Source organism: Micromonospora andamanensis (assembly GCF_016863495.1).
In the GTDB taxonomy this organism is placed as follows: Bacteria; Actinomycetota; Actinomycetes; order Mycobacteriales; family Micromonosporaceae; genus Micromonospora; species Micromonospora andamanensis.
On record NZ_BOOZ01000014.1, the window covers coordinates 117,157 to 139,139 of the forward strand.

Below are 21,983 nucleotides of genomic sequence, written 5' to 3' on the forward strand. Positions count from 1 at the left end.
GCCGCGATGACTGTGCGGCGTCGATCCGCGGCGGTGGTGCTCCGCCTGGCGATCGTGATGAGTGTGCTGGCCGGTGTGGTGCTCACCGCGCTCGGCCCGGCCACGGTGACCGGGCTGCTGCCGTACTTCACCATCCAGAGCAATCTCGCGGTGGGCCTGGTCGCCGGGTACGCCGTCTGGCAGGCCGGCCGGGGCCGACCCGACCCGCCGGCGGCGGTCACCGGCGCGGTGACCCTCTACATCACCATCACCGCAGTGGTCTACCACCTGGTGCTGGCCAACCCGGCCAGCCCGTTCGCCATGCCGCAACCGGACCGGGCCCTCGGAGAGGCGTTCGGTAACCAGTTCCTGCACACGGTGGTGCCGTTGCTCGCCGGGGCCGACTGGGCGCTGCTCTGCCGGCATGGACGGCTGCGCCTGCGGCACGCGCTGTGGTGGTTGGCGTTCCCGCTGGGTTATCTGGCCTTCGCCCTGGTACGCGGGCTGGTGGTGCACCGCTACCCGTACCCCTTCCTGGACGCCGGTGAGCTCGGCTATCCCGGGGTGGGCGTCGTCTCCGCCTGCCTGGCCGTGGCGTTCTGGCTGCTCGGCCTGCTGTTCGTCGGCACCGACCGGACGCTGACCCGGCTCCGGCCAGCGCCCGTACCCATGCTGACCGAACCCGACTCGGGGGTGGCGGGACGGCGCGACCCTGTGGCACCAGCCTGAACCGTGCTCGCCGAACGCCGTCGGACCGCGCCGGCTGACCGGCCTGCGCCGCCGCCTTGGCAGTGCCGTCACGCCTCGGGGGGACGCTGCACGCGGGGAAGACGGCCGGCGGCTGTGGTTTGGGCCGGCGTCCGCCGGGGAGGACGGGACAGGCGCCACCGACGACGGGAGACGGGGATGCGTGCACTGCGACTGCCCGCCTGGAAGACGGAGCCGGAGCTGGTCGAGGTCGACGAACCGACACCCGGGCCCGGCCAGGTGGTGGTGCGGATCGGTGCGGCCGGTGCCTGCCACTCCGACCTGCACCTGATGCACGACTTCGAGGCCGGCGGCCTGCCCTGGAATCCGCCGTTCACGCTCGGTCACGAGAACGCGGGCTGGGTGCACCGGCTCGGCTCCGGGGTGACCGGCCTGGAGGTGGGCCAGCCGGTGGCGGTCTACGGCCCCTGGGGCTGCGGTGCCTGTGCCCGGTGCCGGGTCGGTGTCGACAACTACTGCGAGAACCCGGCCGCCGCGCCGGTGCCGGGCGGCGGTGGCGGCCTGGGCCTGGACGGCGGGATGGCCGAGTACGAGCTGGTGCCGGACGCCCGACACGTGCTGCCGCTGCCCGAAGGGCTCGATCCGGTCGACGCCGCGCCGCTTACCGACGCCGGGCTCACGCCGTACCACGCGATTCGCCGGTCCTGGCCGAAGTTGCCACCCGCCAGCACCGCTGTCGTGATCGGCGTCGGCGGGCTCGGGCACGTCGGCGTGCAGATCCTCAAGGCGACCACCGCCGCCCGGGTGATCGCTGTGGACACCCGGGAGGAGGCACTGCGGCTCGCCGAGGACTGCGGCGCCGACGTGACGATGCGCTCGGGCGAGAGCACCGCCGAGGAGATCCGCAGGGTCACCGGCGGCCGGGGCGCCGACGTGGTGCTCGACTTCGTCGGCGCCGACGCCACGCTGAGGTTGGGCGTCGCCGCCGCCCGGACCGTGGGTGACCTGACAATTGTGGGGCTCGGCGGCGGCACGCTGTCGGTCGGCTTCTTCTCCGTGCCGTACGAGGTGAGCATCCAGACCACCTACTGGGGCAGCCGTCCGGAGCTGCTCGAGGTGCTCGACCTGGGCGCACGGGGCCTGGTACGGCCGAAGATCACCACGTTCAGTCTGGATGACGCGATGAGCGCGTACCGGATGATGCGGGACGGCACGCTCGAAGGTCGGGCCGTCATCGTGCCGTGAGCCGTCCCCGGCCGGCTCGCCGCCGCACGCCGATGCGCTGGACACCACCTAGAATGATCATGTGGTCGCCGCGCTGGAGCTGTACCTGGACACCGTCGCCACCCGGCGGATCCGGGTGTTGTGGGAAGCCCTGGAGGCCGAGGGGGTGCAGAGCATGCGCTCCCTGCTGGAGCAGCGGCACCGGCCGCACGTCTCACTCGCGGTCGCGCCGCGCTTCGACCCGGAGCAGGTCACGGCGGCGCTGGCCGGCACCACGGTGGCGGCGCCGCTGCGGTTGTCGTTCCAGCACGCCGGCCAGTTCGTCGGCCGGGTGCTCTGGTTGGGTCCGGTACCCACCCCGGAGCTGCTGGCCCACCACAGGCGGGTGCACGACCTGCTCGTCGCGGGCGGGGTGCCGCTCGTGGAGCACTACCGGCCGGGCCGCTGGGTGCCGCACTGCACGCTGTCCATGCGCGTGCCGAACGCGCTGATGTCCGCCGCCGTACGCCGCTGCCTCGAAGTGCTCCCCCTGGAGGCCACAGTCGTCTCCGCCGCCCTCACCGACCACGCCCGCAACATCTCCCACCCCCTCCCCTAGCCCCCCGCCCCGCCCCGCCCCGCCCGGTTGATCATGAGGTTAGCGGCGGTGTTGATCTCCAAAACTGCCGCCAACCTCATGATCAACGGGGTGGGCGGGGGTGGGTGGGGTGGGGGGTCAGGAGGGGTCGGGGCGGCCGTGGCGCCAGTAGCCCATGAAGGCGACGGCTCGGCGGTCGAGGCCGCGTTCGGTGACCAGGTGTCGGCGCAGGGTACGGATGACACCTGCCTCTCCGGCCAGCCAGGCGTAGAGGGGAGCCGTCGGGAGCACGTCGGGCACCTCCCAGAGGATCTCGTGGTCCACGTCCACCTCGTCGACGGGCTGCGGAACGGGTCCGGTCCCGTTGACCGGAGCGCTGGCGAGCAGGTCGTCGGCGGCCTCGGCGACGGCGGTGACCAGGCGGCTGCCGTACCCACCGGCACCCCGGGGCAGCCAGGTCACCTCGACACCCGGCGGCGTGATCAGCGGCAGCGCGTCGCCGGCCTCGGGAACCTCCAGCAGCACCCGGCCACGCGCGTCCAGCGGCAGCCGCTCGCAGATTCCGCTGATCGCCGGCACCGCCGTCTCGTCCCCGGCCAACAGCAGGCACCCGGTCGACGGGGGCCGGAACTCGACCCCGCCGTGGTCACCGCCGTACGCCGAGTCCGGGCCCACGATGGCGATCTCGTCACCGGGGCTGACCCGGCGGGCCCACCGCGTCGCCGGCCCGCCGTCGCCGTGCAGCACCAGGTCGACGTCGACCTCGCTCAGGTAGGGCCGGGCCGCGCGCACCGTGTACGTCCGGATCGGGTTGCGTTCGTGATCCGGCAGGGCCCGCCACCGCGCGTACCAGTCCGGCCCCTGCGGCAGGTGCACCCCGACCTGGCCGGGCAGCGGCAACGCCAGCTTGATCCGCTGGTCGTAGCCGTTGTCGGCGAAGCGGTCCAGGTCCGGGCCGGTGAAGGTGACCCGGACGAAGGACGGGCTGAGCCGACGTACCGCGCGGACCTCGACGGCGAACAGCCGCCACGGCGCTACGGGCAGGGTGTGGGTCATGGTGCCTCTCCGTATCGGGTCGGTGCGCTTACCGGGGTGGGGCGGCGGCGCGTGAACGCCACAGCAGCCAGACGAAGTAGGGAGTGCCGATCATGGCGGTGACCAGTCCGGCGGGGATCTGAGCCGGCGCGATCACGGTGCGGCCGAGGGTGTCGGCGAGACTGACCAGGGCCGCACCGAGCAGCGCGGCTACCGGGAGCACCCGGGTGTGCCGGCCACCGACGAGAGCCCGGGCCGCGTGCGGGGCGACCAGGCCGACGAAGCCGATCACGCCGACGGCGGAGACCGCCGTGGAGGTGAGCAGGGCCGCCGCGCCGAGGGCGACCAGGCGGGTCCGCTCCAGCCGGACGCCGAGCACCCGTGGCGTGTCGTCGTCGAGCGTCATCAGGTCCAGCTCGCGCCGGGCGGCCAGCACAGCCGGGGTGAGCACCAGCAGCGCTATCGCCACCGGCAGCACCTGGGTGGCGCTGCGGCCGTAGGTGGAGCCGGAGAGCCAGGTGAGGGCCTTGCCGGTGTTCCAGGGATCGAAGGCGACGATCATGAAGGTGATCAGGGCCATGCCGCCCTGCCAGGCACCGAAGCCGATCAGGACCAGCCGGTCGGAGCTGAGGCCACCCCGCCAGGCCGCGCCGTACACCAGGGCGAAGGCCAGCATGGCGCCGAGACCGGCGACCCCGGAGACGGCCCAGACACCGGCCAACGGCACGAAGGTGAGCAGCGAGACCGCGCCGAGACCGGCCCCTGCGGTGATGCCGAGGATGCCGGGTTCGGCCAGTGGGTTGCGGCAGACCGCCTGCACTGTGGTGCCGGCGACCGCCAGGGCCGCGCCGGCAAGCATCGCCGCGGCGACACGCGGCCACCGCTGGTCCAGCACGAAGGTGTACGCCGGCCCGGTGCTGCCGTTGATCCAGTTGACGAGGTCGCCGAGCAGCAGCCAGGTGTCCCCGGCGAGCATGCCGAGCAGCACCGCCCCGGCGGTGACCGTGGCGGCGACGGTCAGCACGGTGCGGTGGAAGGTCGCGGAGCGCACCGCCGCGTGGCCACCGGGTGGCCGGCGGGTGGGGCCGGCGTCACGGTGCCGGCGGGCCAGCCAGATCAGGATTCCCGCGCCGAACAGCGTGGTCACCACACCTGTGGGGATGTCCACGCCGGCCTGGCCGCCCATCAGGGCCCGCAGCAGCACGTCGGAGCCGAGGACGATGACGACGCCGGCGATGCCGGACAGCGGCAGCAGGATCCGGTGCCGATGGACGCCGGGCACCAGTGGACCGAGCAGCCGGACGATCACCGGCGCGCAGAGGCCGACGAAGCCGACCGGGCCGGTGAGGGTGACCGCTGCGGCGGACAACAGCACGGCCAGCACGGTGACGATCAGCCGGGTCCGGCGTACGTCGATGCCGAGCACCGTGGCGGTGTCGTCGCCGAGAGCGAGGATGTCGAGGCGGTGGCCGAGCAGCATCAGCGCCGCGACGGCGGCCACGATCACCGGGGCGAGCTGGGTGAGCGCGTCGAGGTCGCTCTGCACCAGGGAGCCGTTGCCCCAGGCGAACAGGCCGATGGTGGCCTGCTCGAAGAGCAGGAGCAGCAGCATGGTCACCGAGCTGAGCGCCATCGCGGTGGCCGAGCCGGCGAGGATCAGCCGGGTGGTGCCGGCCTGGCCCCCGGAGGACATCGCCATCACCAGGGCGGCGGCGGCGAGACCACCGCAGAAGGCCAGGCCACCGGCGGGCAGCGCGGGCAGCGCGATGCCGAACGCGGCGACCGAGACGATGGCCAGGTGGGCGCCGGCGTTGACGGCCAGGGTGTCCGGTGAGGCGAGCGGATTACGGGCGATCGACTGTAGGGCCGCGCCGGCGAAGCCGAGGGCGACACCGATCGTCAGACCGGCGAGCAGCCGGGGCACCCGGGAGGCGACGAGCACCCGGGCGGTCTCGTCGTCCCCGCCGGTCAGCAGGCGGAGCAGGTCGAGCGCACCCACGGCGGAGGTGCCCTGGGTGAGGTGCACCGCCACCACCACCAGCAGCAGCGCGGTGGCGACGACGAAGATCCCGACGACGCGGGGAACCGAGGGCCGCCCGGCCGGAGCCGGCTGGACCGCCGGCTCCGGGCGCGAGGGCGCGGACAGCATGGTCACACCGCGTAGGTGTTGACGAGCTGGTCGATGTACTGCTTGCCGGAGAGCGGCCCGCCGAAGGTCCAGATCCCGTCGGGCATCCGGTGCAGGTTGCCCTGCTTGACGAAGGGCAGCGACTTCCAGATGGCGTTGCTGTTCAGGCCGTCGGCGAAGACGTCGGCGCCGTCCGAGGCGTTGTAGAAGAAGTGCAGGTCCGGGCTCTTGAGGACGGTCAGGCCCTCGACATCGGTCTGACCCAGGCCCCACGCCGGGTCGGTCTCGCCGGTCCAGGCGTTGGTGAGGCCGAGCTGGATGCCGAGCTGGGAGACGAGCGCGCCCTCGCCGAACATCCGGATGCTTACCGTGCTGCCTTCCTTCCAGCCGTCGGCGATGGCGAACGGCTTGCCGGCAGCACCGGCGTCGGCGATCTTCTTCTTGCCGTCGGCGATGGCGGCGTCGAAGTCGGCGAGCAGCTTCTCCGCCTCGGCGGTCTTGCCGACCGCGGTGGCGATCATGTTCAGGTCGGCACGCATCCGGCCGAGGTTGTCCGAGGCGTCGCTGCCCTTGGTGACGACCACCGGGACGTACTTCTCCAGCTGGCTGATCACGTTGGCGCCCCGGTCGTCCTCCATGACCACGAGGTCGGGTTGCAGCGCCACGATGGAGTCGATGCTCGGCTCACCGCGGGTACCCACGTCCTTGACGCCGGCGTCGAGCTTGGCGGCGCTCACCCAGGTCGCGTACCCCTTGGGGTCGGCGACGCCGACCGGCATGACGCCGAGGCTGACAAGCATCTCGACCTCGCCCCATTCGAGGCCTACCACCTTCGTCGCGGGGGCGTCGAGCTTGATCTCCTTGCCCCGGCTGTCGGTGACGGTGACCGGGCCGCTGGCGGCGGGCGTGGAGGCAGTGGGCTCGGCGGTGTTCTCGGTGGTGCCGCAGGCGGCCAGCAGCACCGCGGTAGCGGCAGCCACCAGGGCGGTTACACGGGTACGGGACATGATGTTCTTTCTCGGGTGGGTGTCGTGACAGGTCTGTGCTCAGACCGGGATTCGGGCCAGGTGTCGGCCCACGGGACGGGTCGTCACCAGCCCGCTCAGCGGGTCGGTGCTGACCTCGATCCGGATGCCGTAGGTCTCGCTCAGGTCGTGCTCGGTGAAGACCTCGGCCGGGGTGCCGGTGGCGCGGACCCGGCCGCCGTGCAGCAGGACCACCTGGTCGGCCACCGCGGCGGCCTGGTTCAGGTCGTGCAGCACGACGCCGACCGCGACGCCGTGGTCGTCGGCGAGGTCTCGCATCAGATCGAGGATCCCGACCTGGTACCGCAGGTCGAGGAAGGTGGTGGGCTCGTCGAGCAGCAGCACCGGGGTGTCCTGGGCCAGGCAGGTGGCCAGCCAGACCCGTTGCAGTTCGCCACCGGAGAGTTCGTCCACCGGTCGACCGGCCATCGTGCTGACGCCTGTCACCTCCATGGCGCGGGCGATCGCGGTCGGGCCGTCCGGGTCGTCCGCACGCCACCGGCCCCGGTAGGGGTGGCGGCCGTAGCCGACCACGTCGCGGACGGTGACACCGTTGGGGATCGGCCTGCTCTGGGCGAGCAGGGTGACCCGGCGGGCGTACTCCTTGGCGGGCAGACCCGCGGCGGCGATGCCGTCGGCGAAGTGGACGCTGCCGCTGTCGATCGGGTGCAGCCGGGCCAACGCCCGCAGCAGGGTGGACTTGCCGCTGCCATTGGGACCGACGAGAGCGGTGACCGCGCCGGGACGCAGGGTGATGGCAGCGTCGTGCACCACAGTCGTGCCGTGGTAGCCCAGGCACAGGTCAACACCCCGTAGGCTCTGCTCGGCGTCGCCCAACGCCAGTCCGCTCGACATGCGGTTAGGTTAACCTAACCTAAGTACCTGTCAAGACGCGGGTCCGTCTCACTTTCATCTCCCCCGTCAGGCGCCGCGACGCTCGTGAACAGGTGTCGATACCTCAGCCGCGGCGCTGGCCAGGCCGCTGACGCGGATCGCGACGACTTCCTCGCGCGATCGGGCGGGACGCCGATGCCGGGCCAGCCGTCAGGTGGCCGGAAAACCGTACCGGGGTGGGACGACAGAGCAGTCGGAGCAGCGGTAACGTTGCGCGTCATCCGCCGCCGGCCCGCCGGCGTGGCGCTCTTCGATCCTACGGAGGATGGGGCATGTCCATCGGCGAGGAGCCGTTCGCAGTCCGCGACGACCTGGCCTCGCGGCCGAATTTCGAGGTCGCCCTGCGGGGGTTCGACAAACGGCAGGTCGAGCGCTATGTGGAGCAGATGGACGGCCGGCTCGCCGCCATCTCGGCGGAACGGGACCGGGCCACCGCGCACGTACGGGAGCTGACCGGAAAGCTCCAGGCGGTTCAGGGCGAGATGGCCGAGCTGCGGCAGCGACCGGCGCAAGTGGACAAGGCCACCTTCCAGGACGTGGGCCCGATGGTCGGCCAGATCCTGGACCTGGCCGAGAAGCAGGCCGCGGCGATCATCGAGACGCACACGCAACGGGCCACGAAACTCCAGGCGGAGGCGGAGAAGACGCTCGCCAACGCGCGGGAACGCACGGTCAAGGCCCTGGCCGACCTCGAAGAGGAACTGGCCGCCCGGCGGGCCGAGCACGAGAAGACGTACGAGGAGTTGCGGGCGACGGCCGACGCGGAGCTGGCCGAGACCCGCGAGCGGGCCGACAAGCTACGCGCCGACGGGGAGGCCGCGCACGAACGCGCCCAACAGGAGGCGCAGCGGATCGGCGAGCAGTGCCGTCAGCAGATCGAACAGGCCCGCTCGGCGGCGGAGGCGCTCACCAGTTCGGCGCGTACCCAGATCCACCAGGAGATCCAGGCGGCCCGGTCGAAGAGCCAGCAGGAACTGGCCCAGTGGCGGGCCACTGTCGAGGAGGAGATGGCCGAGCGGCGGGCCGCGGCCGAGGAGGACCTGGCCGAGCAGCGGGCCGCCGCCGAGCGGGAGCTGGCCGCGCAGCGCAGCGCCGCCGAGCAGCGGGTCAGCTCGATGATCGCCGACGCCCAGCAGTACTCCGCGGAGATCCGCAAGCGCGCCGACGAGCAGGCGGCCGAGGTGCGCAAGCTCAGCGACGAGCAGGCCGCGGCGGCCGAGGAGCAGCTGCACGCCGTCCAACTGGAGGTCGGGGAGCAGGGTCAGGCGCTGGCTCAGCTGCACGAGCAGCTGGACGACGCCGAGCAGCAGCTGAACGAGGCCCGCCGCACCAAGGATGCCACCGAGGCCGAGCTGACCCGCCTGCGCCAGTTGTTGGAGGAGACCAGTCGCGAACTCGTGGCGGAGAGCCAGCGGCTGGACGAGGTGCGCCGGGCGGCCGAGGCCGCCGAGCGGCACGCCAAGGAGACCCGGGCGCGGGTACAGCGCGAGGCCAAGCGGGTCGCCGACCTGGCGGCCGCGGCGGTGATGGCAGCCGCCGCGGGTGGCGGCGAGACCGCCGAGTACCCGATGGTGGCCGCCCGCGCCGGGGTCACCCGGGCCGGCGACACGGCCACTGCGGGCGGTGGCGAGGCGACCGCCACGGCCGGCGGGCCGGCCGAGGGGGTGACCGCCGCTACGGAGGTGGACGCCGACCGCGCCGGTCCGGATGCGGAGCGGACGGTCACCGACGCCGCCGATCCGGCCGGCCGGGACCGCAACGGCGCCGTGGCCGGCCGGCATGCCCAGCCGCAGCCGGAACCGGCCGGCAGCCCGGAGAACGGCGTACGCCCCCTGGTGGATCCGGTGGCGCGCGCGGCGGCGGCGGTGGCGGCAGGTGGCCCGGGCGGCATCGACTGGTTCGCCGGCCAGGCCGCGGACCGGCAGTCCGATCAGGCCGAGCCGACCGCACCCGCCTCGAACGACGCCGACCGGGCGCCCGAGCCGGCGGCCAACTGATCGGGCGCCCCGAGCTGGGCCACGGTTCGGGAGGCTCGTCCCGGCGGGCCGGCCGGCGCGGCACAGCCGGCCACGCTCTCATCGAACGCGGCTGACACCGCCCGCCGGTCGACGGACCGGCGGGCGGTTCCGCCACTCAAAAGGGCCGGCGTGGCAGCCAGCCGAGGAAGCGGTTACGCGCCCGGGCCAGTGGCAGACCTGGTAGGTCCCGGGCTGCGGCCAGCAGGCAGGAGCCCAGGTAGACCGCGAGTGCGGCGCGGGCTCCGCCGAACTCCGCCAGCAGTTGGCTCTGTTTGACCGCGCACGGCCACTCCTGCCCGCAGCCGGTGCAGGTCCAGCTCGGTGGCGAGGGCAGGTGCTCCGGCGGCTTGGCGGAGCGGTACCGGACGGCTGCGCTGTTACGGCTGCCGACCCGGGCGGGCTGCCGGTGTGGGTCGCCCGGCCCGGGATGTCGGTGGGCGAACAGTTCCCGGCGGGCCAGTCCGAGCGCCCCGCCCACCCGGACCAGGGCGTCCGGCCCGGGGCGGTAGCCGACCAGGGCGCCCAACAGGTGATGGCCCAGCAGATCGAAGGCGTCGGGCCCAAGGGCCAGGTCGCGGCAGAGCGTGATCAGTCGCGTCGGCGCCGCCACCCGCTGCGCCACAAGCGCGCAGCGCAGTACGTCCCGCAGGCCGCCGCCCAGGGCGGACATACGGGATCCCACGATGCCGGTCAGGAGTGTCTCCCCGGCGATCCGTCGGAGGGCCTCAGCCGTCGCCAGTCGGACGATGTCAGTCGGATCCTTGGTGTTGTCCAACACCCCATCCCTTCATCCGTTAGTCGATCAGCTACCTCTCGCTCGACACCCTTCGCATGATTATGGCTACGGACGGTTGTCGGCTAGCGCGGTGCGCGCACGCCGAAGTGGGCCGACTAGCCCGAAAACGAACTCCCCTGACATCGGCAACGAGCGAGATCCCACAGGCGCGACGGATGCGCCACGAAAACTTCATGGGAGTCCTTCCTTTGTGGATACCATCGATGGGAATCCTGGCTCTGCATGTCCTACCGCTCCGCGGATCCACCGCGTCTCGCCGGGCGCCGATCCGGCGTACCGAAGCGCCCTCCGTCCAGGTCGATGGAGACGTATTGAAGACGAAGGTTCCGACCACCCACCGGTTCGACAGTTGCGACCCGGAGACGATCCACGACTTCCTGGCGAACGCCTATGACGCCAAGGTCGCGATCCGCGCGGCCACCGGCGTCCGCTACCGGTTCCGCCATCACCGGGTGGACGCGGGCTCCTTCTGGTTGGAGACGGTGGACCACTCCACCCGGCTCGATATCGATGTCGAGCCGGCCGCCGCGCTTGTGGTCTGCGAGGTCGTCAACGGACGCGTCGACCGCTTCTGCGCCGACGCGTACGGCCGGTTCGGGCCGGGCGAGGTCTTCCTGGTCACCCTCCCCGACCTGTCCTGCTCGCTGCGCTGGGCACCGGGCCGGGTCACCACCTGCCTGCTCAGTCCGGCCGTCCTGGCCCGGGTGACCGGCACGGCCTCCGCCGACCGGGCGGGCCCGGTCAGGTTCACCGGGCTGACCCCCGCCTCCCCGGCCCTGGCCGGGCTGTGGCGGCACACCACGAGCTACCTCCACCACGTCGTGCTGGGCAACCCGTACGCGTACCGCGAGCCCCTGGTCATCGCCAATGCCGCCCGAATGCTCGCCGCCTCGGCCCTGGCGGTCTTCCCCAACACCGCAGCGGGCTGGCCCTCCGCCACCGACCGGCGCGCCGCGACCACGGCGACGCTGCGCCTGGCGACAGCGTTCATCGAGGAGTACGCCGACCGCGACATCGGTGCCGCCGACATCGCCGCCGCGGCCCAGGTCTCGCTGCGGACCCTGCAACTGGCGTTCCGCAGGCACCTCGACACCACTCCGATGGCACACCTGCGCCGGGTCCGGCTCGACCGCGCCCACCGCGATCTGATGCAGGCCGACCCGAGACAGGAAACGGTCTCGTCGATCGCCTCGCGCTGGGGCTTTCTCAGCCACAGCCGGTTCACCGCGCGCTACCACGCCACCTACGGCTTCCCGCCCAGCCGCACCCTGCACGCCTGACCGCCGTCCTGACCGACCGCCGGTGGCGGATCACCGTCCGCACGATGGCCTCCGCGCCGCCATCGGTGCCAGAATCGTCAGATGCGGCGTACGCTCGTCGGCCGGGACGGGTGTTCGATCAGGCCTGGCGCGCCCTGCGCGAGCCGGGCTCGGTGCTGCTGGAAGGCCCGGCCGGCATCGGCAAGACGACGCTGCTCCGGGAGTTGGTTACCGAGGCGACCCGGGCCGGCTGGACGGTGCTCACCTGCGCGCCCACCGAATGCGAGACCGACCTGCCCTCGCCGCCCTCGCCGACCTGCTCCGCCCCCTCGCGGACCTGGTGGCGGAGCTGCCGCGCCCGCAGCGCGTCGCGGCCGAGGTGGTGCTGCTCACTAGGGACAGCGAGGAGACGGTGGACGAGCGGGTCGTCGGTGCCGCCACCCGCTCGCTACTGGAGAACGCGCTCGCCGCCGGCCGGCCGGTGCTCGTCGCCGTCGACGACTCGCCGTGGCTGGACCGGCCGAGCGAACGGGCGCTGCGGTTCGCCCTGCGCCGGGTCGGGCCCGGGTTGTCCACGTTGGTCAGCTGCCGCACCGACACCACGTCGACGCTGCGGATCGCGCCACTCGGGCTCGACTCCGGTCCCGCCCGACTGACCCGGCTGCCGCTGGCTCCACTGGGCGTGGGTGCCCTGCACCACCTCCTGCGGGAGCGGGTCGGCGCCACCCTGAGTCGCTCGTTGCTCGCCCGGATCGCCCGGGAGGCCGCCGGAAACCCGCTCGTCGCCATCGAGGTGACCCGCGCGGTGCAGCGCGCTGCGCCGACTGCTCGACGCCCTGCCCCGGTGAGACCCCGGCCCGAGGAGACGACCGTGAGGTATCTGAAGCTCGCCGCGACGGCCGCCGTCGTCGCCGTTCTGACCGCCTGCGGCGGCAACGCCGAACCCGCCGCCGCGCCCCCGCCACCGAACGAGGTGACGGAGCCCGCGCCACCGATCGAGGAGACCGAGGCGACCGAGCCGTCGGCCGAGGCACCGGCTGTCGACGCCTGCGCGCTGGTCACCAAGGCGGACGCCGAGAAGCTGGCGGACACTCCGCTGGAGGATCCGGTACCGGTCCGGGAAACCTGCACGTACAGCGGACCGGTGTAGGGCCCGGTGGCGCAGGTGGAGATCTACGTGGGCGACGGGGCCAAGAAGATCCTCGACGTCGACCGCGATCTCGACCACGAGTTCCAGACGTTGTCCGGGATCGGGGACGAGGCGTACCTGGAGGACGGCGCGGTCTTCGTCCACGCCGCCGGGGTCTGGGTGGCCATCCGGCTGGTCCGGCTGGACGACCCGGCCAGGTACCACAAGCCGCTGACCGACCTGGCCCGGACGGTGGCCGGCCGGCTCTGAGCCGGCCGGGCCGGTCACGCCGCCCTGCGTTCGGCCGGCGACTGCTCCGCCTCGTGACGCCGCTGCTCGAAGCGGCGTCGGACCACGGCGACGGCCTCGTCGTCGGAACAGCCGAGGCTGCGCAGCAGGTCGGTGGCGACCGTGCGAATCTGGGCCACCACCACGCTGCCGGAGAAGCCGACTCCCTCGTCGTACGCCTCGGCGGCCCGGTCGACAGCCTTGAGGACCAACTGTTCGGACCGCTCCGTGCCGTGCCCACTCTCCGCCTCGACCTGCAACAGCGCGAGCGCGTCACCGAAGTAGTGCACCGCGGCGGCCAGCCCGGGCGGGATCGGTTCGCCGTCGTGGACCGCGGTGGCCGCCCGGCGCAGCATCTCCTGGCCGCCGCCGACAGCCAGGTCGAGGTAGCGGGTACCACGCTGGTAGTGCTCAAACTCGCCCCGCCGGTGCCAACGTGCCGGCGAGACCGCGACCGCCTCCTGGGCGCCGGAAACCGCGTCGTTGAGCAGCCCCAGTTGAGGGCCGAGGCCGAACAGCCCGTCCCGGGCCCGGGCCACCACCCCGGCATCGCCCGTGGACATCCCGTCCGCAGCGTTGTGCAGGTGTTCGATCAGGGCGGCGAAGAGTGGCCGCGCGGCCCGCTGGATGATGCGCACCGGGTTGACCGGCAGCACGGCCACCACCACCACGGCGGAGACCGCGCCGATCACCGCGTCGACGATCCGCGGCACCTCCAGTCCTCGCTGGATCGGCGAGAGGGTGGCGATCAGCACCGCCGTACCGCCGGCCTGGGTGACGACCGCTCCACCCCGGCTCATGGTGAGCGCGAGCAGGATGGCGAGAGTGACCACCGTGCCGATCTGCCACGGACCGGTGCCGATGATCATGATCAGGGCGTCCCCCACCAGGAGTCCGGCCAGCACGCCGACAAGCAGTTCCATGGTGCGACGGGTCCGCCGGCCGATGGCGGCGGCGATCGTGCCGACGGCGGCGCTGGGGGCGAACACCGGTGACGGATGGCCCAGCAGTTCGTGCGCAAGCGTCCAGGCCAGCGCCGCGGCCACCCCGGCCTGCACGGCGAGGATGGCGTACAGCTCCAGGCTCCGGCGTCGTTCCTGCCAGCCGATCCGCCGGCTGAGGCTGCCCACCGTCCCGGCGACCCCGGCCTCGACCCGGCCGGCGGCACGACGCGCCCAGCCCGCGTTGACCTCCCCCGCCGCCACGACGCCGACTACCCCGCCGGGCCTCGCTCATTCGCACCCCCGGGTGCCGGTGCAGATTGCGCCGGGCCGCTGGCGCCTGTCGACCTGGCTACCGGTCCGCCGCCGGTCCACCTACCGATTCGGTACGCCGGGACGATCGACTTCCCCACAACAGCACCGCCCCCACCTGGCCAGAAGGCATTCATATCGCGTAACATCGATTGACAAAGTTGATGATCCCAACTTATGGTGCGAGCCGGCCGGATGTTCCGGTGGCCCGGCGACGCCCGGCCAGCCACCCGTTGACACCATCACCACGCGAGGAGCGTCATGGCTGCGCTGAAGGGCACACTCCGCAGGACACGTTGGCGATTCGGCCTGGTCGCCAGCGGCATCGCCGCACTACTCGCCGGCGCCGGCCTGATCAACGCCGGCACCGCCCACGCGGCGGCCGGATGTCGGGTGGCATACAGCGCCCCCAGCCAGTGGCCGGGCGGGTTCACCGCGAACGTCGACGTGACAAACCTCGGCGACCCACTCAACGGCTGGCGTCTGACCTGGACGTTCCCCTCGGGGCAGCGGGTCACCCAGGCCTGGAACGCCACCGTCACCTCGTCCGGCAACGACGTCACCGCCAGCAACGTCAGTTACAACGCCGCGCTGGGCACCAACCAGACCGCGTCCTTCGGTTTCAACGGGTCGTGGTCCGGCAGCAACACCGCGCCGACCACGTTCGCTCTCAACGGCGTCACCTGCACCGGCAGCGTCGGTACCACGCCGCCACCGACCACCACCCCGCCGCCCAGCACGCCCCCACCGAGCACCCCGCCGCCGACCAGCCCACCTCCGGCCGGTGACCCGATGGCGTACGTGGCCGCGATGCAGCCCGGGTGGAACCTCGGTAACACCTTCGACGCGGTGGGCGCCGACGAGACCGCGTGGGGCAACCCGCGCGTCACCGAGGCCCAGCTCGACGCCATCCGGGCGCAGGGCTTCAACAGCATCCGGATCCCGGTGACCTGGAGCAACCACCACGGACCGGCGCCGTCGTACACGATCGACGCGGCCTGGCTGAACCGCGTCAAGGAGGTCGTGGGCTGGGCCCTGGACGACGGCTTCTACGTGATGATCAACCTGCACCACGACTCGTGGCAGTGGATTCACGAGATGCCGACGAACCGGACCACAGTGCTCAACCGCTACAACGCGCTGTGGACCCAGATCGCCGCCGCGTTCCGGGACCACTCACCGAGGCTGCACTTCGAGAGCGTCAACGAGCCGCAGTTCGCCAACAGCTCCGGCGACGCCCAGAACGCCCAGCTGCTCCACGAGCTGAACGTCAACTTCCACCGGATCGTGCGCGCCTCCGGCGGCACCAACGCCACCCGGATGCTGGTCCTGCCGACCCTGCACACCTCCTCCGAGCAGGCCCGGATCAACGAGCTGGCCACGACGATCAGCCAGCTCAACGACCGCAACCTGATCGCCACCGTGCACTTCTACGGCTACTGGCCGTTCAGCGTCAACGTCGCCGGCGGCACCCGCTTCGACGCCACCACCCAGCAGGACCTGACCGACTCGTTCGACCGGGTCTACAACGCCTTCGTCACCCGTAACATCCCGGTCGTCATCGGCGAGTACGGGTTACTCGGGTTCGACAGGCACACCGGCACCATCCAGCAGGGTGAGAAGCTGAAGTTCTTCGAGTTCCTCGGCCACTACGCGCGGCAGCGGCAGCTCACCACCCAGCTGTGGGACAACGGCCAGCACTTCGACCGGGTCGCCTTCCAGTGGAAGGACCCGGAGCTGTGGGCGCAGATCAGGTCGAGCTGGACGACCCGGTCCGGCACTGCCTCCGCCGACCAGGTGTACGTGCCGCGTACCGGCTCGATCACCGCCAAGTCGCTCACCCTGAACCTCAACGGCACCACCTTCTCCGGGTTGCGCCACGGCAGCACGAACCTGACCCAGGGCACCGACTACACGGTCTCCGGCAACCAGCTCACCATCACCGCGAGCGCGCTGACCCGGCTGGTCGGCAACCGGGCGTACGGGGTCAACGCCAGCCTCCAGGCCCGCTTCTCGGCAGGCGTGCCCTGGCGGATCGACGTGATCACGTACGACGCTCCGGTCCTGTCCAACGCCACCGGGTCCACCACCGCCTTCGCCATCCCGACCCAGTTCCGCGGCGACCAGCTCGCCACCATGGAGGCGAGGTACGCCGACGGCAGCAACGCCGGACCGCACGACTGGACGTCGTACAAGGAGTTCGACGTGGCCTTCACTCCCGACTACCCGGGTAGCCGGATCGCGTTGACCGACACCTTCTTCGGCGAGGTACGCGACGGCGCACCTGTCACCCTCACCTTCCACTTCTGGAGCGGCGCTCAGGTGACCTACCGCGTCACCAGATCCGGCAGCACCGTCACAGGGGTCACCGGCTGACCCGTCCGCGCCACCGGCCGCCCTGCGCGGGTGGCCGGTGGCGCACGGCGGTCATCATGGGTTCATGATCCGATTTCTGCTGAACGTGCTCTGGCTCATCTTCGGCGGTGGTCTGGTGCTGGCGATCGGTTACGGCATCGCCGCCCTGATCTGCTTCGTGCTCGTCATCACCATCCCGTTCGGCGTCGCGTCGCTGCGGCTGGCGTCGTACTCGCTGTGGCCCTTCGGCCGGACCCTGGTGCCCAAGCCCGGCGTCGGGGTGGCGTCGGGTCTCGCCAACATCATCTGGGTGCTGCTGGCCGGCTGGTGGCTGGCGCTCTCGCACATCGTCGCCGGCGTCAGCCTCTGCCTGACCATCATCGGGATCCCGTTCGGCGTGGCCAACTTCAAGCTCGTCCCGGCAGCGATCTGGCCGTTGGGCCAGGAGGTCGTACCCGCGCCGTGAGCGAGCGAGGAAGAGCCGACGAGGTGTTCCCCACCGCAACCGCCGATGACCTGAGCGGTCGGGTGGCTCTCATCACCGGGGCCAACCACGGCATCGGGGCGGCCACCGCCGTCGCGCTGGCCCGGCTGGGCGCCGCGGTGCTGGTCAGCTATCTACGGCTGGACGACCCACCGGACCCGGGAATCCCCGACGCGTACCGGCGCAACCGGGCCGCCGACGCGACCGGTGTGGTCGAGCGGGTCCGCGCCGTCGGCGGCCGGGTGGTGCCGGTCGAGGCGGACCTGGCGGACCCGGCCGTCCCGGCCCGGCTGTTCGACATCGCCGAACGCGAGCTGGGCACTGTCGACATCCTGGTGAACAACGCAAGCGGCTGGCTGGCGGACACCTTCAAGCCCGCCGCCGCCGACCGGCACGGTCGCACGTTGCGGCAGGTGAGCGCCGAGTCCTTCGACGCCCAGTTCGCCGTGGACGCCCGCGCGGGTGCCCTGCTGATCGCCGAGTTCGCCCGCCGCAACGTGGCCGCGCGGCGCGGCTGGGGCCGAGTCATCAGCCTCACGTCGGGCGGCAACGACGGGTTCCCCGAGGAGGTCTCCTATGGTGCCGCCAAGGCGGCGCTTGTCAACTACACGATGACCGCGGCACGCGAACTCGCGCCGTTCGGCATCACCGCCAACGCCGTGCACCCGCCGGTCACCGATACCGGCTGGGTCAGCGAGGAGGTACGCGCCGCAGTCGACGACGGCCCGCACCTGCTCCGGGTGGCCGAGCCCGAGGAGGTCGCCGAGGTGATCGCCTTCCTCGCCGGGGAGCGCGGGCGGCTGGTCACCGGCAACGTGGTCCAGTTGCGCTGACCGACTCACCAGTGGGCGCCGCCGCAGACTCCCTCGGCGTCGCGTGGCTCGACCTGCAACGTGGCGTGCTCGATGCGGAAGCGGTCGTGCAGCATCTCGCGGGCGGCGGCCAGCACCCGGGCCAGGTCGGCTCCGGCGTCCAGGGTGAGGTGTGCCGAGGCCACCTCCATGCCCGAGGTCAGGGTCCACACGTGCAGGTCGTGCACGTCGGCGACCCCATCGAGCGCACGCAGCCCGTCGCGCACCTCGCCGACGTCGACGTGTGGCGGCGCGGCCTGCACCAGGACCCGCAACGCGGCGCGGCCGAGACGGTAGGTGCGCGGCAGGATGAACAGGCCCACCCCGACCGCGACTATCGGGTCCGCGTACCACCAACCGGTAAGCGCGATCACCCCGGCCGCGATCAGCACGCCGACCGAGGCGAGCAGGTCACCGAGCACCTCCAGGTAGGCGCCGCGCACGTTCAGACTCTCCGTCGATCCGGCTCGCAGCAGCAGGAAGGCGACCACGTTGGCGACCAGTCCACCCACCGCCACCACAAGCATCGGGCCGACCAGCACCTCCGGCGGTTCATCGAGCCGCCGGAGCGCCTCCACAAGCACATAGAGGGCCACCCCGGAGAGCAGCACCGCGTTGGCAAGTGCCGCCAGGACCTCCATCCGGTACAGGCCGAAGGTGCGCTGACCGTCCCGGGAGGCCCGGCTCGCGGCGGTGATCGCGGCGAGCGCCATGCCGATGCCCAGCACGTCGGTGAACATGTGCCCGGCGTCCGACAGCAGGGCCAGGGAACCGCTTACCCAGGCCCCGACCGCCTCCACCAGCATGAAGACCGCCAACAGGGCGAAGGCCACCCACAACCGTCCGCGGTGCTTCTCCCCCGCCCGGGCGACCTGCCGTCCGTGATCGTGCCCAGCCCCCACCCGACCCCTCCCCCAACTCACCCCAAACATATGCTGACATTGCCATAAGTGCAATCGTCAAACCTCACCCCGACCCCGCGATCTTGCGCTTCCGGTCGCCTTTATGCACCTCTTCGCCACGTATGCGGGGACAGGAAGTGCAAGATCGCGGCGGGGTGGGGCGGGGTGGGGTGGGTCAGTGGGGGGTGTTGAGGTTGAGGAGGACTACGCCGGCGATGACCAGCGCGACGCCGCAGATCTTGACGAGGGTCAGCGGTTCACCCAGGTAGGCGGCGCCGATGGCGACGATGGCGGCGGTGCCGAGGCCCGACCACATGGCGTACGCGACGCCTACAGGTATCCCCTTCACCGCCTGGGCCAGCAGGGCGAACGCGGTCAGGTACGCCACCGCCAGCCCCAGCGTCGGCCAGAGCCGGGTGAAGCCCTGCGTCGCCTTGAGCAGGCTGGTGCCGGTGACCTCCGCCGCGATGGCGAGCAGCAGAAAGACGTAGGCCACCCGGATCCTCCTCTCCCTCTCGGTCCCCGCGTCGACAGCGGCAGCGTATGCGGCGTGCTCGACAGGCAGCCGGTCAGCGGGCGCGTCGATTGGCGCGCAGAGCGCCGAGGATCACCTTCGGTGAGGCCAGCGAACCCGGGTGCTTCCGCATCGAGACGACGTCGTTGAACCGGCGGGCGGTGACCACGTCGGTGACGGTCGCCGCGACGATCTGCCGGCTCACCCAGCTGGACAGCCGGTAGCCACGTGGGTAGGGGCCGTCCACGTGCGGCAACGCCAGGTCGGCCGAGGTCGATATCGACCAGGCCGCGTCGACCACGATCTTCTGGAGGGCGAAGAAGTGGCGGGCCGGCTGGCCGAGGTCCGGACCGGACCGCAGGTAGCTCGCCAGGCAGGCCGCGTGCAGGGCGGCGGCGGTGATGCCCTGCCCGTACACCGGGTTGAACGAGGCGACCGCGTCACCGACGCTCACCAACCCCGCCGGCAACCGGGTCAGCGCGTGGAAGTCCCGCCGCCGGCTGTCGGCGTGCCGGTAGGTCTGCACGTCGCCGAGGATCTCGCTGTCGGCGACAACTGCGAACTCCGGTGGGAACTGCTCGCGCAGCCGGCGGACAAAGTCCTCGGCGGTACGGCCGGGACGGTTCTCCCCGTAACCGGCCATCATGGCCATCCACCTGCCGTCCTCGATCGCGAAGAACGCGGCACCGGCGACGTCCACGGACCTCGTCGGACTGTGCAGCGCCAGCACCACCGCGTGCTCAGGGTGCGCCTCGTGCCGCCGGAACAGGGCTGTCGCGTAGTTGAGGTGCACAGTCATCCGCCGCAGGGGCGGCCGTTCCCACCCGGCCTCCGCCAGCCAGTCGGACAACCGGCTGGACCGCCCCATGGCGTCCACCACCAGGTCGGCGTGCTCGACACCCGGCGAACCGCCGACCTCGCAGCGGACGCCTGTGGTCACCGGACCGTCGAACACCAGCCCGGTGGCCCGGGCGGTGACGGTCTTGACGTTCGGCAGTCGCAGCACCTGCTGTCGGATCAACGACTCCAGCAGCGGCCGGCTGCCGGCCAGGCTGTCGGCGTCGTCCGGTACGACGACCTTCAGCCGGCCGTCGAGGTAGTTCCTCCGGGCCGCGGGCGGCGCCTCGATCGCCCCCTGTGCCAGGGCCTGTTCCCGGAACCCGGGGAACAGCTGTTCCAGCTGGAGGAAGCCGCCGGGCAGCAGCGCGTGCAGCTGGGTGCCCTGTGGCACACCCGGCCGTCGGCCTGTCGTCTGCAGGTCGTCGCGGTCGACGACCACCACGCTCTCGGCGTGGTCGGACAGCACCCGGGCGGCGAGCATCCCGGCGATGCTGCCGCCGATCACCACCGCCTTGTCCATGACAGGGGACGCCTGGTCGGGCGGTCGCACCGCGTTCAGCGCGGCGAAGACCCGAGCCGGAGAGAGGGACATCGTGCTCTCCAAAGGGGTACGAGGTGTGGCGCCTTTCCGCCGGCCCACCAGTGGCCGATGCTCGGGCAGGCCGACGGAGCCGGACGGTCGGCATGACGCCCAACGATCGTTGCACAGGGAGGGAACGCAAACGGCGATCCGCCCGCCCCTCAGGGCACCCGCACGAGGTGTCGCTCCGGCCGGTTCAGGTCCGGACGGCACCGTCCGGCGCCGGGTCGCGGCGGGCACCCACCCGGTTGACCAGGTAACCGAAGGCCGCAGCCGTGAAGAACATGACGATGCCGTAGACGGCACCGGGAATCGCCATCTGCGCGTTGTCGAGCAACGCCGGGCTGAGCGCGATGGTGATGGCCAGGGTGCTGTTGTGGATGCCGATCTCGAAACCGGCCGCCTTGGCGGCGCTGCGCTCGACCCCGGCCAGCCGGGGCACCCCGTACCCGATGCCGAGGCTGAGCAGGTTGAACGCCAGCACGGCCAGGCCGACGGAGACGAAGTAGTCGGCGAGGTTCTCCCGCTCACCGAGTACGGCACCGGCGATCACCGCGACCAGCACCACCACGGACAGCACCCGGACCGGGCGGTCCAACCGCTGCGCGACCCGGGCCGACCGTGCCCGGATCAGCATCCCGAGGGCCACCGGGATCAGCACGATCGCGAACACCTGGAGCACCTTGTCGAACTGGAGCCCGATGCTCCTCGCGTCGCCGAGGAGGTACGCCGCCGACAGGTTGACCACGATCGGCAGGGTGAAGACCGCAAGCACCGAGTTGATCGCGGTCAGGGTGATGTTCAGGGCCACGTGCCCGCCGAAGAGGTGGCTGTAGAGGTTCGCCGTGGTACCGCCCGGGGAGGCGGCCAGCAGCATCATCCCGACGCCCAGCTCGGGTGGCAGATCGAAGGCGAGGACCAGGCCGAAGCAGAGCGCCGGCAGGAGCAGGATCTGGCACACCAGGGCGATGACGGCGGCCTTCGGGTGTCGGGCCACCCGGCGGAAGTCGCCGGTGGTTAGGCCGAGACCCAGACCGAGCATGATGATGCCGAGGGCGACGGGTAGTCCGATCAGGGTCAGGGCGGAGTCCATGACACGACATCGTTACTACCTGGTAACGCACTCGCAATCCTCCATGCGGTC

At 71.9% G+C, this 21,983-nt stretch carries 20 protein-coding genes and 1 pseudogene; 11 read left to right on the forward strand and 10 right to left on the reverse strand.

Translation table 11 applies throughout. The features are described from left to right. Positions 1 to 6: 6 nt before the first annotated feature. The 3 genes from Van01_RS14310 (at position 7) to Van01_RS14320 (ending at position 2,509) form a co-directional block, all read left to right on the forward strand. The gene (locus Van01_RS14310) at positions 7 to 708 is read left to right on the forward strand and encodes a Pr6Pr family membrane protein (RefSeq protein ID WP_204006969.1); all 702 of its coding nucleotides are present in this window, start codon (positions 7 to 9) and stop codon (positions 706 to 708) included. Positions 709 to 885: 177 nt separating this feature from the next. Then, positions 886 to 1,932: an NAD(P)-dependent alcohol dehydrogenase gene (locus Van01_RS14315; RefSeq protein ID WP_204006971.1), complete on the forward strand. Its 1,047-nt coding sequence runs from the start codon at positions 886 to 888 to the stop codon at positions 1,930 to 1,932. Between the two features lie 61 nt (positions 1,933 to 1,993). Continuing rightward, positions 1,994 to 2,509, forward strand: coding sequence for a 2'-5' RNA ligase family protein (locus tag Van01_RS14320; RefSeq protein ID WP_204006973.1), 516 nt, complete (start codon positions 1,994 to 1,996; stop codon positions 2,507 to 2,509). Between the two features lie 117 nt (positions 2,510 to 2,626). Here the strand turns inward: Van01_RS14320 and Van01_RS14325 are convergent, their stop codons facing one another. Genes Van01_RS14325 through Van01_RS14340 form a run of 4 tightly spaced genes read right to left on the reverse strand, consistent with a single transcriptional unit; the run spans position 2,627 to position 7,531 of the window. After that, on the reverse strand, positions 2,627 to 3,544 hold the full coding sequence (locus Van01_RS14325) for a siderophore-interacting protein (protein ID WP_204006976.1): 918 nt from the start codon (positions 3,542 to 3,544) through the stop codon (positions 2,627 to 2,629). A gap of 28 nt (positions 3,545 to 3,572) precedes the next feature. Beyond that, positions 3,573 to 5,669: an iron ABC transporter permease gene (locus Van01_RS14330; protein ID WP_204007218.1), complete on the reverse strand. Its 2,097-nt coding sequence runs from the start codon at positions 5,667 to 5,669 to the stop codon at positions 3,573 to 3,575. A 5-nt stretch (positions 5,670 to 5,674) separates the two neighbouring features. Further along, positions 5,675 to 6,658, reverse strand: a complete 984-nt coding sequence (locus Van01_RS14335; RefSeq protein ID WP_204006978.1) for an ABC transporter substrate-binding protein — start codon at positions 6,656 to 6,658, stop codon at positions 5,675 to 5,677. 39 nt (positions 6,659 to 6,697) lie between these two features. After that, entirely contained in the window at positions 6,698 to 7,531 is an 834-nt protein-coding gene (locus tag Van01_RS14340; RefSeq protein ID WP_204006981.1) for an ABC transporter ATP-binding protein, read from the reverse strand. A 311-nt stretch (positions 7,532 to 7,842) separates the two neighbouring features. On the opposite strand from Van01_RS14340, the gene Van01_RS14345 reads away from it, so the two are divergent. Continuing rightward, entirely contained in the window at positions 7,843 to 9,567 is a 1,725-nt protein-coding gene (locus Van01_RS14345) for a coiled-coil domain-containing protein (protein WP_204006983.1), read from the forward strand. Positions 9,568 to 9,703: 136 nt separating this feature from the next. Here Van01_RS14345 and Van01_RS33030 read toward each other — a convergent pair whose 3' ends face one another. After that, a complete protein-coding gene (locus Van01_RS33030; RefSeq protein WP_239099073.1) occupies positions 9,704 to 10,258 on the reverse strand; it encodes a hypothetical protein in 555 nt (184 codons plus the stop codon). 437 nt (positions 10,259 to 10,695) lie between these two features. Between Van01_RS33030 and Van01_RS14355 the strand changes: the two genes are divergently transcribed. The 4 genes and pseudogenes from Van01_RS14355 (at position 10,696) to Van01_RS14370 (ending at position 13,042) form a co-directional block, all read left to right on the forward strand. Next, on the forward strand, positions 10,696 to 11,664 hold the full coding sequence (locus tag Van01_RS14355) for a helix-turn-helix transcriptional regulator (RefSeq protein WP_204006985.1): 969 nt from the start codon (positions 10,696 to 10,698) through the stop codon (positions 11,662 to 11,664). Between the two features lie 44 nt (positions 11,665 to 11,708). Next, positions 11,709 to 11,885 (forward strand): annotated as a pseudogene (locus tag Van01_RS33035) (hypothetical protein); the annotation flags it as partial. Between the two features lie 38 nt (positions 11,886 to 11,923). Beyond that, complete coding sequence (locus Van01_RS14365) at positions 11,924 to 12,793, forward strand: hypothetical protein (protein ID WP_239099090.1); 870 nt, start codon at positions 11,924 to 11,926, stop codon at positions 12,791 to 12,793. Positions 12,794 to 12,808: 15 nt separating this feature from the next. Continuing rightward, entirely contained in the window at positions 12,809 to 13,042 is a 234-nt protein-coding gene (locus Van01_RS14370) for a hypothetical protein (protein ID WP_204006991.1), read from the forward strand. A 14-nt stretch (positions 13,043 to 13,056) separates the two neighbouring features. Here the strand turns inward: Van01_RS14370 and Van01_RS14375 are convergent, their stop codons facing one another. After that, positions 13,057 to 14,265: an FUSC family protein gene (locus Van01_RS14375; RefSeq protein ID WP_239099074.1), complete on the reverse strand. Its 1,209-nt coding sequence runs from the start codon at positions 14,263 to 14,265 to the stop codon at positions 13,057 to 13,059. A gap of 309 nt (positions 14,266 to 14,574) precedes the next feature. On the opposite strand from Van01_RS14375, the gene Van01_RS14380 reads away from it, so the two are divergent. The 3 genes from Van01_RS14380 (at position 14,575) to Van01_RS14390 (ending at position 17,985) form a co-directional block, all read left to right on the forward strand. After that, the gene (locus Van01_RS14380; RefSeq protein ID WP_204006993.1) at positions 14,575 to 16,689 is read left to right on the forward strand and encodes a cellulase family glycosylhydrolase; all 2,115 of its coding nucleotides are present in this window, start codon (positions 14,575 to 14,577) and stop codon (positions 16,687 to 16,689) included. Between the two features lie 64 nt (positions 16,690 to 16,753). Next, positions 16,754 to 17,134 carry a YccF domain-containing protein gene (locus tag Van01_RS14385; protein ID WP_099851924.1) on the forward strand — a complete coding sequence of 127 codons (381 nt, stop codon included), beginning with the start codon at positions 16,754 to 16,756 and terminating at the stop codon, positions 17,132 to 17,134. Further along, on the forward strand, positions 17,131 to 17,985 hold the full coding sequence (locus Van01_RS14390) for an SDR family NAD(P)-dependent oxidoreductase (protein WP_204006995.1): 855 nt from the start codon (positions 17,131 to 17,133) through the stop codon (positions 17,983 to 17,985). The genes Van01_RS14385 and Van01_RS14390 overlap by 4 nt, the downstream gene beginning before the upstream one ends. Positions 17,986 to 17,990: 5 nt before the next feature. Here Van01_RS14390 and Van01_RS14395 read toward each other — a convergent pair whose 3' ends face one another. From Van01_RS14395 to Van01_RS14410, 4 genes are all read right to left on the reverse strand, one after another. After that, positions 17,991 to 18,905: a cation diffusion facilitator family transporter gene (locus Van01_RS14395; protein WP_204006997.1), complete on the reverse strand. Its 915-nt coding sequence runs from the start codon at positions 18,903 to 18,905 to the stop codon at positions 17,991 to 17,993. A 175-nt stretch (positions 18,906 to 19,080) separates the two neighbouring features. Continuing rightward, positions 19,081 to 19,401: a DMT family transporter gene (locus Van01_RS14400; protein WP_204007000.1), complete on the reverse strand. Its 321-nt coding sequence runs from the start codon at positions 19,399 to 19,401 to the stop codon at positions 19,081 to 19,083. Between the two features lie 73 nt (positions 19,402 to 19,474). Continuing rightward, positions 19,475 to 20,851: an FAD-dependent oxidoreductase gene (locus tag Van01_RS14405; protein ID WP_204007001.1), complete on the reverse strand. Its 1,377-nt coding sequence runs from the start codon at positions 20,849 to 20,851 to the stop codon at positions 19,475 to 19,477. Between the two features lie 184 nt (positions 20,852 to 21,035). Next, on the reverse strand, positions 21,036 to 21,932 hold the full coding sequence (locus Van01_RS14410) for a bile acid:sodium symporter family protein (RefSeq protein ID WP_204007003.1): 897 nt from the start codon (positions 21,930 to 21,932) through the stop codon (positions 21,036 to 21,038). Between the last annotated feature and the right edge of the window lie 51 nt (positions 21,933 to 21,983).

Coding starts and splice junctions, on each gene's coding strand:
- Van01_RS14405 (WP_204007001.1), bottom strand. CDS start 20,851: ATGTCCCTCTCTCCGGCTCGGGTCTTCGCCGCGCTGAACGCGGTGCGA.
- Van01_RS14340 (WP_204006981.1), bottom strand. CDS start 7,531: ATGTCGAGCGGACTGGCGTTGGGCGACGCCGAGCAGAGCCTACGGGGT.
- Van01_RS14315 (WP_204006971.1), top strand. CDS start 886: ATGCGTGCACTGCGACTGCCCGCCTGGAAGACGGAGCCGGAGCTGGTC.
- Van01_RS14335 (WP_204006978.1), bottom strand. CDS start 6,658: ATGTCCCGTACCCGTGTAACCGCCCTGGTGGCTGCCGCTACCGCGGTG.
- Van01_RS14310 (WP_204006969.1), top strand. CDS start 7: ATGACTGTGCGGCGTCGATCCGCGGCGGTGGTGCTCCGCCTGGCGATC.
- Van01_RS14380 (WP_204006993.1), top strand. CDS start 14,575: ATGGCTGCGCTGAAGGGCACACTCCGCAGGACACGTTGGCGATTCGGC.
- Van01_RS33030 (WP_239099073.1), bottom strand. CDS start 10,258: ATGTCCGCCCTGGGCGGCGGCCTGCGGGACGTACTGCGCTGCGCGCTT.
- Van01_RS14325 (WP_204006976.1), bottom strand. CDS start 3,544: ATGACCCACACCCTGCCCGTAGCGCCGTGGCGGCTGTTCGCCGTCGAG.
- Van01_RS14365 (WP_239099090.1), top strand. CDS start 11,924: ATGCGAGACCGACCTGCCCTCGCCGCCCTCGCCGACCTGCTCCGCCCC.
- Van01_RS14410 (WP_204007003.1), bottom strand. CDS start 21,932: ATGGACTCCGCCCTGACCCTGATCGGACTACCCGTCGCCCTCGGCATC.
- Van01_RS14345 (WP_204006983.1), top strand. CDS start 7,843: ATGTCCATCGGCGAGGAGCCGTTCGCAGTCCGCGACGACCTGGCCTCG.
- Van01_RS14385 (WP_099851924.1), top strand. CDS start 16,754: ATGATCCGATTTCTGCTGAACGTGCTCTGGCTCATCTTCGGCGGTGGT.